Genomic DNA, 12413 nt, shown 5'->3' with positions numbered 1-12413 from the left:
TGTGAAACAAAGCAGTTGGTACCCTAATTATCATACTACCGATAATTGTATTATATGTATGCTATGATCGGGCCAGATTCGTTTAATTCAATCAAAAAGATTATAGAAAATTCAACCGTAGATACGAGCAAATCCATTAACTGCAGTTATAAACCACCAACAAAGCCACCCCAACCGGGATGGCTTTGCCAATAAATATTATCAAGGATTACTATTGACCGCCGCCTAATACAGCACGGAATTTTGATTCGTAACCCTTTAACTGGTTTTCAAATTTGGTAGCAAGAGCGATTTGATGGTTGTCTTTGGTAAACTGCACCAATCCGTTCAACACTTGCATGCCTATTTGTACATCGCGCCCGTTAATGCTATTAACATCCTGGCTTAGCAGGTAGGCATTATAATCCAACTGATCGGTAAGGTAATTGTCGATATTGCCTGCCAATTTGTTACCCAACACCACGTCATGAAGCTGATAAGCCAATTGCGTTAAATATAACTTACGACCTGCAACATCAACATACGGGTAAATATCAGGTAATTCAGCATCATATTTTTGAACAACTTTTAATGCTTTATCGTTTTTACCTTCCTGAACAAGGCTTTGGGCCAGATCAAGGAAAGTGGTTACCATAACGGGGTAAAACATGGAGGTCGACTCATGATCAAGGTATTTAGCAGTTTTAAACTTGCCAAATTTAAACTTGTTCATCACGTTATCATACATTACATCAGTATTGGTTTTGCTCAACTGATCATGTAAAGCTGTATCCGGCTTAAATGGAATCAAGTGATAGGTAAAACCTTCTTTGTACAGGTAAGGTTGCAAACCTATCAGGTTTTCGTTACCAATGGTAGTAGTGAAGCAGATAGGGCGCTTCCAGTGGTTATGCGCCAAAATATCAAACATGGCCAAATTCTCTTTGGTTACATAGTTTGATGTATATTTCCACTCCATGGCGGTTGCAAGCTTATCTTTCTGATCGGCTTTTATTACACCGTTTGCAATTACCTCATCAGGGTTAACCGTAACTTTCAGATTTTTGGTCGGCAGGTAGTTGCCATAGTCGCCGCTTTGATATTGTACCTGCGTAGCCTTATCATCAGAAGTAATAAAATCAAACACTTCTTTAATATCCTGATATCCAGGTAGTTTCTGATCGTTAAAATAAATAACGTCCCTCACCCCTTCTTTATATTTATCAAAAGGCATAGTGATAGGAAGCGGCTCAGAACTGTTCATCTTTTTCTGCATCTGACGAATGTACCAATCGCCGGTAAACAAACTGAGGTTTACAATCCGCACATCCGGGCGGATGCCTTCAACTTCCTGATCGTACCACAATGAGTAAGTATCGTTATCGCCATAAGTAAATAAAATAGCATTCGGCGGGCATGAGATGAGATAATTATAGGCCATATCATGCGGCGTCATCTTGGTTGAGCGGTCATGATCTTTCCATTCTTTGGCAGCCAACAGCACCGGGCAAACCAATAAACCAATCACAGTTGAACCGATAGCGGCCATTTTAGCGTCGATATATTTGCGGCCAAATTCGGCAATGGCAATTACGCCAAGACCTATCCATATGGCAAAGGCATAAAATGAGCCTACGTACGAGTAATCACGCTCACGCGGCTGTACTGATGCCTGGTTTACATATAAAACAATGGCCAAGCCTGTGAAGAAAAATAGCAAGCCAACAATCAATGCGTCTTTACTGCGGCGGTTAACATGGAAAAACAAACCTATTAAACCAATTATTAATGGCAGGGCATATAGCGGAGTATAGGTAGTAGCTGCAGTTACTGATTTTGGTAAATGTTTGCCACCGTCAAATAAACCGGTCGTCCAGTTGCCGTCAATACCTTCGGTGCTGGTTTGTCCGTCGGCATCGTTATAACGGCCAACAAAGTTCCAGAAAAAGTAACGCCAGTACATTTGGTACATTTGCCAGCTAAACATCCATTTCAGGTTATCGCCCATAGTTGGGGCCTGCCCTTCGGGAATCCTCAGCCATTGCTTGTAAAACTGCACATCGTTAGCGTCGGTGCTGTACATACGTGGCAATGCTGTGGTATGGTCATAAACATAATCTGTTTTACGACCTGCATTTTCATATTTAGTTTTACCTTTGCGGTAAATGATACTACCCTGTTTTTGATCCGTAACCTGCGAATCATACATAGGGCCGGTTAGCAAAGGCACTTCACCATACTGGATACGATTTAAATAACCGTAAAGCGTAAAAGCGTTATCTGGATGTGAGTTATTTAAATTAGTATTAGCAGTCGCACGAATAGGGATATAAGCGAATGAGCCATATCCAAAGTATATAAATGCAACGCAAAGTAAAGCCAGGTTTAATACAGGCTTCTTTTTGCGGATACTGTACATGATCCCCAATACCAGAGCAACAACTATCAGCAGGATGAAAAAGAAAGCTCCGGTACCAAAGCCCATTCCTAAGGAATTGACAAAGAAAAGGTCGAAATAAGCCGCAAACTTAATGGTATATCCCCTGATGCCGTATTGTACCAGGCCAAGAATCACTACCCCTGCCAAAAAAGTCAGGATGCTATTGCCAACGGTAATATTTTTGGTTCGGCGGAAATAGTAAACCATTGCGATGGCCGGTATAGTCAACAGGTTTAACAGGTGGATCCCTATGGATAAACCGATAACATAAGCTATAAAAACAATCCATTTATCAGCACCGGGTTCGTCGGCGTGCTCATCCCATTTAAGAATTGCCCAAAATACAATTGCGGTACATAGTGATGACAGGGCAAATACAATGGTTTCGACAGCCGAAAACCAAAACGTATCGGTATATGTGAAGGCCAGGGCACCAACAAGGCCGGCCCCCATAATTACATATAATTTATAACCGTCAATAGCCTCATCTCGTTTTTCAACCATCAGTTTTTTGGCAAAAGCAGTAATTGTCCAAAATAAAAACATAATAGTTGCACCACTGGCCAATGCCGACCCCATATTAGTAAAGAAAGGCACTTTAGTGTTATCGCCAAATGACAATAACGACAAAACCTTGCCTATCATGGCAAAAACCGGGTAACCAGGCTGGTGGGCTACCTGTAAACGGTAGGCACATGAAATAAATTCGCCGCAATCCCAAAAGCTTACAGACGGCTCTAATGTTAAAATATAGGTTATTGAGGCTATAACAAAACAAAGCCAGCCTAACAGGTTATTGATTTTTTTGTACTGCATTTAATAATATCAATTGATTTAATAGCGCGGCAAATATCATGATTTTTATAACTTATTTAAAAAAAACACCTGCACGTGACAAAATTTAACATTAATTAACTTTTTGAAGTACTGGGATTAAAGAAATTTTATTTACCGATCTCCACGAACAGGCATATTTCAATCCATTTATTTAATAACTATAAACCTGCTTTATTGAATAATTAATTCAATGATTATGAACGGTTAACCAGGTATCAATGTCCAAATCAATTTGCATAATTTTAATATATATCAGAAACAACCTGCGGGGCATGTATGTATATATCCTTATTTACCAATGAAATTTTTAACTTAGAACAATTAATACTTATTTTGTTGTAATGCAAAAACTCTACTTCCTAAGCTTTCGAAAAACATTTATCATAGCTGTAATTGCCTTATTTACATCGCAATTAGCAAAAGCTCAATCAGTTTATTTACCTAATTCATACCAGTTGTATCAAAAGTTCAATTCGGATATTTATTCTGTAAAAAACTCGGTCCATACTTCATTGCGTCCTTTTTTAATTGACAGCACCATTTTGCATACCTATGATTCGGTAATGAATGTTGGTGTTAAAGACCGCAAAACCTGGGGCGGGCGTAAATTATTTAATGAACACCTTTTTGACGTAAAAGCAAAAGAATATACCTTTTATGCCGACTATATTACTGATCTGCAGGCCGGCAGGGATTTCACTAACAGTAATTCGACCAACTTAAATGTACGTGGCTATCAAATTGGGGGAACAGTAGGCAGCAAATTTTCATTTTACACAAGCGGTTTTGAAAATTCGGCCAAGTTTGTATCGTATTATAACAACTATGTCAATACCAATGGTTTTATACCCGGCCAGGCATATGCCAGGAAGTATACAGGCCAACCACGCAACTCACAAGATTGGTCGTACGTAACTGCAATACTCTCCTATTCAGTAACAAAAAAACTGAATATTACATTAGGCGAAGATAAAATGTTTATTGGTGACGGGTACCGGTCGGTGCTCTTATCTGACTTTGCCGCCAATATGCCGCTTCTCAGGCTTACAGCCGACCTTGGCCCCGTACGTTATATGGTAGCGTGGGCCTATATTGAAGACCTCAATAATGTTGCACAAAAATTTGACAGTTTTGGAAGTAACCGCCGCAAATGGGCTTTATTCCATTATATTGACTGGAATATAACCAAACGCGCCTCGTTTGGTATGTTTAACGCCCTGATAGCTCCCGAAGCTGATAACCAGGGCAACCGGGCAGGCTTTGACGCCAATTTTGTAAACCCTATTTTATTTGCAAGCTCATTGGGCCCGGGCGGGAACAAAAAGGATAACGTATTTTTAGGGTTCAATGCCAAATACAAGATTTTTGATAAAGCTGCCCTGTACGGACAGATCATGTTCGACAGGTTCAAAGGCAGCAATTTCTTTTCGGGCAACAGTACCGATAACACCAACGGCTGGCAACTGGGGATCCGTGGGGCAGATATTTTTAAAGTTAAAAGGTTAAACTATCTATTTGAATATAACACTGTTAAGCCATACACTTACAGTAACCAGCAGTCAATAAGCAGTTATTCGTTTTACGGCGATCCTCTGGCCCATCCTTACGGAGCAAACTTCAGGGAACTTTTAGGCATTTTGAATTATTCGGTTGGCCGGTTTGATTTCCAGGGGCAACTTAATTATGCCAAATATGGACTTGATGCCACAAAGGCTGCAAATAACGGCAAAATAATTACCAAACCTTTTGTACCATCGGAAAATACTACGACTACCATAGGCCAGGGTATAAGCACACAGCTTTATTATGGTGAAGGAACTGTTGCTTACATACTTAACCCAAAGTATAATTTACGCCTGGAACTCGGCGCGTTATATCGCCAGGAAAAAAATGATCAGAAAGATTCAAAAAACACTATGATCACCTTCGGGATAAGAAGCTCGTTCAGAAATTTATATCACGATTTTTAATCGATAAAAAGCCTTACGAAGTTTAAAACCTTTGTGAGGCTATAAACCAGAGAATCTTTACTCCCTTTTCTTTTTTCTTGAGCCTACAGATACCCCGACGGCTACACCAATTGCTATACCCACAGCAAGGCTATGCAAAGCCAAACCGATAGCTGTGCCAACCACCAGCCCACCTGCAAAATAATTAGGATCTATCCTGTTCATCTGTCCATCAAAATAAGCCTCTCAAATTAAATCATTTTTCCTGCTGACAAACAGTTGTCATTAATATATATTTATTTTGAATAGTATCAAAGCAGACAGACATGACCATACGTGATATAGCTAATCTCCGGGTTTATAACCAACATCTTAACCACAATAAATTCAAAAAGCCCGAAGAAGTGGTTGGTCATATGTGCGCCATGCAGGCGCAGGAATATGCCCATGCCAAATGGGCAATTGGGTTACGTATGTCATCTCCATCGGACGGGGCTGTGGAAAAAGCGATGACCACCGGTGCTATTTTACGAACCCATGTATTAAGACCAACCTGGCATTTTGTTTTACCTCAGGATATCCGCTGGATGCTTAGCCTTACCGCACCACGAATTAATGCCGGTAATGCCGCCATGTATAAAAAGCAGGAGGTTACAGATGCCATTTTTAATAAAAGCTTTGATGTGTTTACAAAAGCCCTGCAAGGCGGCAAACAGCTAACCCGTACAGAAATTGCCGCTGCGCTAAATAAGGCAAAAATAGCTACCAACGATCTCAGGCTTACCATATTACTGATGAAAGCCGAACTGGAGCAATTAATTTGCAGCGGGGCAAGGCAGGGCAAACAGTTCACCTATGCTCTGCTCAACGAACGGGCACCTGTGACACCAGCCATATCTCGTGACGAAGCGGTAACCAGACTGGTTTTGCGGTATTTTACAAGCCATGGCCCCGCTACAATAAATGATTTTGTACATTGGAGCGGCCTTACAGTTGCCGATGCCAAAACCGGGATCGAAATAAATAAAGACCAGCTAAGTAATATCATCATTGAAGGGGTAGGCTATTGGATGGATACTGATGTCGATTTCAGTACAGCAAAAAAAAGGGGGGCTTACCTTCTGCCTGTTTACGATGAGTTAATTATAGCTTATAAAAATCGCGATGCCATGGTACCAGCCAGCTTTCGGGATAAAATGGGGGCTATTACCTTTTTCCCAACTATAATGGTCAATAACCAGGTGGTTGGCAACTGGAGCCGGAATATGGGCAAAAAGAATATTGATATTGAGCTCAAACCATTTAACAAACTCAATAAGGCTCAAAACCAGTCTATTGAAAACGCCATACAACGTTTTAAAAAGTTTAATGGTGTCGGATAACAAACATTAACTACATCAACAAGTTACTTATAAAAACAACATATTATGCCCGAACTACCCGATCTGCAGGCTTTTAGCCATAACCTGCAAAAAATACTTGCAGGTAAAACCGTTAAAAAAATAGAAGTACCTAACGCTAAAAAACTAAATGTTAGCGTACACGAATTAAACGAGGTATTATGCGGACAAAAGCTCGAAAAAGTATATCGCGAAGGGAAGGAACTGCACATTAAATTTAGCAAAGGCGATGTACTGGGTCTGCACCTAATGTTGCACGGTAAACTGTTTTTGTTCGATACCAAAAACGACAACAAGTACAGCATCATCGAGCTGCACTTTGATGATGGCAGCGGATTAGTACTTACAGATTTCCAGGGGATAGCAACACCTACCCTCGACCCCGAAAAAAAGGATGTCCCCGACGCGCTTGATGCCGATGCTGAATATTTAAAAAAGCGCCTGGCAAAAACAAAAACCAATATTAAAACTGTACTGCTTGATCAAAAGATCATGAGAGGCATCGGCAATGCATACGCCGATGAGATTTTATGGCACGCCCGCATTTCTCCGTTCTCCATAAGCAGTAAAATACCGGAGGCCAAACTGAAAGACCTGGTTAAGGCAATAAAATCGGTATTGGAAGATGCAGAACAAAATATCCTTAAATCAAACCCCGACATCATTAACGGTGAAGTTCGTGATTTCATGGATATTCACAATTCAAAGAAAAAACACAGCCCTACAGGCGCCGCGATCATAATTAACGAAGCATCGCGGAAAACATATTATACTGATGAGCAGGAATTGTTCGAGTAAATCTCGCAGGGTTTAAAGAAGAGTATTTAGCGTATTTTACTGCGCTCGTTTGCAATGAGCGCAGTTGTTAAAAGTCTCTCCTTTAGGGCAGATTTAGAGGGGTATCTACTTCAACTTTTTCACCAGTACATTAAAATCAACACCAACAATCGGAATCTTCTTCCAGGGTTGGGTTTCACCATCCTTATGGAAGGTACCGCCGTTAAATAAGCCGCAGGCAAATCCAACGTTGGAGTTGGTTTTGGTTGTCAAAAATTCAATAGAAACCACAATATCACCGGCCACTTTAACATTGTATGGCGATAAGTCGACAGTGGTTAATTGATGGTTTTCCACATTGTCGTATTTTTTAATATAGCCTTTTATTTCGTCTTTAACCAAATTAGCTTCATTTGGAAACTTCCCGGCCATTTGGTAAACATTTACTTTAAAAGGAATGCTATCGCTTGATCGGTTTTGAGTATGAAAGTTCAGCGTAAGTAATTGTACCTGCTTTTTACCAGCATTCATTTCAATACCAACCTGCGCACCTTTAACAGCATCAAAGGTATTATTGGATGAGCCGCTTCTGGGCTTGTTGCCTATCGTTTTGGTTTTATCCTGGGCGGATACGCTAACGGCAACAAAGCAAAAAAAACATAAGGCAAAGAGTTTTACAGAATTTCGGGAGAATATCGACTTGAACATAACAATAAGCTTTAGATGGATTTGTAAGGTAGACGATAGTGATAAACAAATGGTTGCAACCCCGATCTGATTTTTTTAGGCTCTACACAGAGGCATCCTAACTCTATATACGTCTTTTCAAAAACAATCACTCCTTCTTAACAGCACTATTCCTGATAAAAATAACCGACATCAGCGCACCCAGGAAACCAAGGCCGGCGCAGATCCGCATAATATTGCCATAGGCTGAAATAAATCCGTTGTGATAGGCAATCCCGACTGCCTTTTTATTGGTTCCGTCGATGCCGGCGGGCACTTTAGCATTGCCCAAGTTGGCCGATTGTTCCATAACCGTCTTTTTATCTTTTTCATTAAAGGATAACTTTTTCAACTCCCCCTGCATCGCTCCCGAAAAAAACAAAACTGCCAGGGCACCAAAAATGGCATTGGCAAAAACATTCGAAATGCGGGTCATAGCATTATTAATACCCGACGCTGTACCCGAAAAATGATCACTTACCGATCCCATTACCGTTGCCGTAAGCGGCGCTACCGTTAATGACATGCCGAAGCCAAAAACAAGTACGCCGGGGAAAAAGCTTGTCCAATAATCGGAAGGGCCTGCAGTTTGTTTGATGAACGACAACATTAGTAACCCTGCTCCCGCCAAAGCCGGACCGATGATGAGCAATAAACGCGGACCTTTTTTATCGGCAATAGCTCCTGCATAACGCGCAATGGAGATCATGAGCACAGTAAAAGGTAAAAATGTTAACCCAGATTGCAGTTGGCTATACCCCTGCACCTGCACCATGTTTAGTGACATGAACAGCATACCGCCGCCCAAACCCGCATACAGAAAAAATGTAAGCAGGTTTATCCCGCTAAAGGTTTTATTGCTAAACAGGCTTAGCGGCATCATGGGATGTGTGCTTGTACCTTCTATGCAAATAAAAACAATGAGCAATAATAAGCCCAGGGCTAATGATCCATAAACCTGCCAGTTATTAAATCCAACCGCCGGCATTCGCAGAAAACCAAATGTTAGCAAAGCAAGCCCTGATGCAATGGAAATAGCGCCCGGAAAATCGATAGTTTGATCGGTGCTATCATCCTTGCTTTCGGCAACCTTGCGCCACAGGATAACTAAAGCTACTATCCCTATGGGTATATTAATAAAGAATATGTACCGCCATAAACCGGCATCGGCTAAGGCGCCACCCAATACCGGGCCGCCCATAGTAACTACCGTGGTAATGGCCGACCATGTTCCGATAGCCTTGCCCCTTTCTTTTGCATCGATGGATGATGAAATAAGCGAAAGGCTCCCCGGAATCATCAGTGCCCCTCCTATACCCTGTATGATCCGGAAAACAATGAGATAAAAAACACCTGGTGAAAGCCCGCAAAGGGCTGATCCGGTTATAAAAATAAAAATCCCAATCATGAAGACCTTCTTTCGCCCCAATTTATCGCCAAGCGAGCCGCCTATTAAAATAAGAGAGGCAAGCATCAACAGGTAGGCGTTTAGGATCCAAAAGAGATCAGCTCCTTTGGCATCAAGGCTTTGTTGTAATGCCGGCAGCACCACATTAAGCGCTGTTCCATCAATAAATGCCATGGCCGAAGCCAGTATAGCCGAAACCATGATCCATTTGCCTGCCGGGCTGCCCAATGAAACTGTAGCCATATTTTTATAAGGTTGTAACTGAAAGGTTTATTACAAAGTTGCAGTAAATGATCGGATTAAACGGAGCCTAAAAAAACAATTTAAAGTGTTGCAAAAAAATATGACTATCGCCTGAAAACACCGATATTTTCCGGGCAAAGCAGTATCAGCAAAAATATTGCAGCAAAATCAAATGGTAAAACTTCCGACTCGTTTACTGCCGAAAATAGCATTATCAAAATAGTTAATATAATTATTGCGATAACGTGGTTGCGGTGAGGGATAGGAATTCCGATTCTATCAATAAAGCGTTTAGCCCTAAAATTACTCCGATATATAAACGGCAATATCAAAAAGTAAAAAGCACTTGCAGCTATCAAAATCCAATAGAGCACAATTTTTCCGGTCTCATTAATTTTAATTATTCCATTTGCATTTGCCCCCAATATTGCGGGGTTGGCTTTAAAAAGCGAATGGGTTGACAGATGAAAAAGGTCAGGTAAACTGCTCATTTTTTCGGTGATGAAAAACAGGCTTGCTATCCCGGTTAAAATTAAAACCACACAAAACTGGATGCTGCGATAGCGCGAAAGCCTTACAATATATGCTGCCGACACTACAAAAATTACAAGTAACAACAATACCGTGAAGTATCCTATAAAACCGCCATGGCGATTGTATATCATCTCAAAATATCCTTTATCAATGAAGAAGAGTATGATAGCCCCTATAGTGAACACGATCATTAATCCGAATATCAACGTCTCAAACTTTGTTAAGCTATTCTTTTTACGGGCAGTATTATAAGTATTGAGCACGGCGATAATTTTATGAATGATTGTAATAACTAACAAAAACTTACCAAAACATGTTTTCGGTCCTTTTTTTAAACGAAAACAAGCTCCAAATTATTTCCGTCACGCCAACGACAACATTCGTCACATTTAATTCTGAAGGTCATATTGTTGCTGTACCATTGAATCATAAAATCAACAGTCACATGAAAAAGCTCATCCTGATACTCATTCATCTCACCATTGCATACCTGTTGAAGGCGCAGCCACCACAGCAACCTATAGTTTTGGGGAGGGTGGATACCATTTATTCCAACATCCTGAAAGAGAAACGACCCCTTTGGGTTTATACGCCAGGATATGATACCAACTACTTTTCAAAACCGGAATTTCCGGTTTTGTACGTTTTAGATGCCGATGATCATTTCATGTCGCTGGTTACTATGATCAAAGAACTTAGCGCAACTGCAGGCAATACGGTGCTGCCGCAAATGATCATAGTTGGTATTTTGAATACACCCGGAAATCGTACCCGGGACCTGACGCCTACCAGCAGCGCTATGGACAAGTCATCAGGCGGAGGGGAAAACTTTGCCGCCTTTATGGAAAAAGAACTAATCCCATATATCGACAAAACAAATCCAACTGCGCCCTATCGCACTATGATCGGTCATTCGTTGGGAGGATTAACGGTAATCAATTTATTATCAAAACATACACAGGTTTTTAATGCATATGTGGCTATAGATCCCAGCATGTTTTATGATAACGATAATTTACTTAAACAGGCAACAATTATCCTTAAGCAAAAGAATTTTGGCGGTAAAAAGCTTTTCCTCGGTTTTGCCAATACGATGAATGCAGGTATGGATACTATACAAGTAAAAAAGGACACGGCCGAAATATCACATCATATCCGGTCTATCATGAAACTGGCTGATGATCTTTCTGTCAATAAAACAAACAATCTGCAATGGGCTAAAAAGTATTATCCTGACGACGATCATAATTCTGTTTCATTCAATGCCGAGTATGATGCCTTACGGTTTATTTTCAAAAACAACCGCTTTCCTCGAAACCAGCCTTATAACCAATATTTTGATAAACAGTATAATGCCGTGCAGCTAAGACAAATGATAACTGCCCATTACAAAATGATGTCCGCTGAAATGGGTTACACCGTACGCCCCCCCGAGCCGGAGATGAATAGCATAGGCTACGCGTTTTTGCAACAAAAAGATTATGAAAAAGCGGCCATGTTTTTCCAGGTGAACATAGATAATTACCCGAAAAACTTCAACGTTTATGACAGTATGGGCGATTGCTTTTTAGCCCGTGGGGATAAAGCAAATGCCGAAAAGTATTTTAAGAAAGCTTTATCAATAAAGTATACAAAAGAGATCATGGATAAGCTGGATAAGGTGCAGGCAGAGCAGTAAGAGATTTGGAGGAGGCTAATCTATAAAACTCACCGGTTCTAAATCTTTCAACTCGTCTTCGGTAAACAATCTTGAATGGATCATAAACCTAAAACCCGTCGGTATTTCTATTGAAAAACTTGAACCACGGCCTTTGGTAATATCGAGCTGGAGCTGGGTATGCTGCCAGTATTCAAACTGGTCCCTACTCATCCAAAATTCACAGTCATCCACCTCTCCTATTTTCACATCGCTGCCGCCGAGTTTAAACTCGCCCTTTTCAAAGCACATAGGCGATGAGCCATCGCAGCAACCACCGCTTTGATGAAACATCAGGTCGCCAAAGCGGGATTTGAGTTCGGCTATCAGCTTTGAAGCTTCGGGGGTTATGGTTACTCTTTTGATCATGTCTTCAAATTTCGCGCGAAGAAGCAGATAAGTAAAGAAATATTCAAACACATAA

Annotated in this window: 10 protein-coding genes; 4 read left to right on the top strand and 6 right to left on the bottom strand. The window is 40.8% G+C overall.

What is annotated here, in order from left to right; all coding sequences use genetic code 11:
• Positions 1-211: 211 nt before the first annotated feature.
• The gene (locus tag IEX80_RS01805) at positions 212-3235 is read right to left on the bottom strand and encodes a DUF2723 domain-containing protein (RefSeq protein WP_188831742.1); all 3024 of its coding nucleotides are present in this window, start codon (positions 3233-3235) and stop codon (positions 212-214) included.
• Between the two features lie 362 nt (positions 3236-3597).
• On the opposite strand from IEX80_RS01805, the gene IEX80_RS01800 reads away from it, so the two are divergent.
• On the top strand, positions 3598-5226 hold the full coding sequence (locus tag IEX80_RS01800) for a gliding motility protein RemB (protein WP_229701483.1): 1629 nt from the start codon (positions 3598-3600) through the stop codon (positions 5224-5226).
• A gap of 57 nt (positions 5227-5283) precedes the next feature.
• Here IEX80_RS01800 and IEX80_RS01795 read toward each other — a convergent pair whose 3' ends face one another.
• On the bottom strand, positions 5284-5430 hold the full coding sequence (locus tag IEX80_RS01795; protein WP_175489875.1) for a glycine zipper domain-containing protein: 147 nt from the start codon (positions 5428-5430) through the stop codon (positions 5284-5286).
• A gap of 101 nt (positions 5431-5531) precedes the next feature.
• Between IEX80_RS01795 and IEX80_RS01790 the strand changes: the two genes are divergently transcribed.
• Positions 5532-6587, top strand: coding sequence for a winged helix DNA-binding domain-containing protein (locus IEX80_RS01790; protein ID WP_188831741.1), 1056 nt, complete (start codon positions 5532-5534; stop codon positions 6585-6587).
• 45 nt (positions 6588-6632) lie between these two features.
• Positions 6633-7403 carry a DNA-formamidopyrimidine glycosylase family protein gene (locus IEX80_RS01785; protein ID WP_188831740.1) on the top strand — a complete coding sequence of 257 codons (771 nt, stop codon included), beginning with the start codon at positions 6633-6635 and terminating at the stop codon, positions 7401-7403.
• A gap of 105 nt (positions 7404-7508) precedes the next feature.
• On the opposite strand, the gene IEX80_RS01780 is transcribed toward IEX80_RS01785, so the two are convergent.
• The 3 genes from IEX80_RS01780 to IEX80_RS01770 form a co-directional block, all read right to left on the bottom strand.
• The gene (locus IEX80_RS01780) at positions 7509-8090 is read right to left on the bottom strand and encodes a hypothetical protein (protein ID WP_188831739.1); all 582 of its coding nucleotides are present in this window, start codon (positions 8088-8090) and stop codon (positions 7509-7511) included.
• A gap of 127 nt (positions 8091-8217) precedes the next feature.
• Positions 8218-9759 (bottom strand): MFS transporter, encoded by a 1542-nt coding sequence (locus IEX80_RS01775; RefSeq protein ID WP_188831738.1) that lies wholly within the window; start codon positions 9757-9759, stop codon positions 8218-8220.
• A 104-nt stretch (positions 9760-9863) separates the two neighbouring features.
• Positions 9864-10556, bottom strand: a complete 693-nt coding sequence (locus IEX80_RS01770; protein ID WP_188831737.1) for a hypothetical protein — start codon at positions 10554-10556, stop codon at positions 9864-9866.
• A 182-nt stretch (positions 10557-10738) separates the two neighbouring features.
• Between IEX80_RS01770 and IEX80_RS01765 the strand changes: the two genes are divergently transcribed.
• Positions 10739-11971, top strand: a complete 1233-nt coding sequence (locus tag IEX80_RS01765) for an alpha/beta hydrolase-fold protein (protein WP_188831736.1) — start codon at positions 10739-10741, stop codon at positions 11969-11971.
• A 15-nt stretch (positions 11972-11986) separates the two neighbouring features.
• Here IEX80_RS01765 and IEX80_RS01760 read toward each other — a convergent pair whose 3' ends face one another.
• Positions 11987-12358 carry a DUF779 domain-containing protein gene (locus IEX80_RS01760; protein WP_090524975.1) on the bottom strand — a complete coding sequence of 124 codons (372 nt, stop codon included), beginning with the start codon at positions 12356-12358 and terminating at the stop codon, positions 11987-11989.
• Positions 12359-12413: the final 55 nt, after the last annotated feature.

The sequence above is a fragment of the Mucilaginibacter rubeus genome, from assembly GCF_014643835.1.
Taxonomy (GTDB): Bacteria; Bacteroidota; Bacteroidia; order Sphingobacteriales; family Sphingobacteriaceae; genus Mucilaginibacter; species Mucilaginibacter rubeus.
Note: the sequence above shows the minus strand (reverse complement) of the source record. Positions and strands in the feature narration are given on the sequence as shown.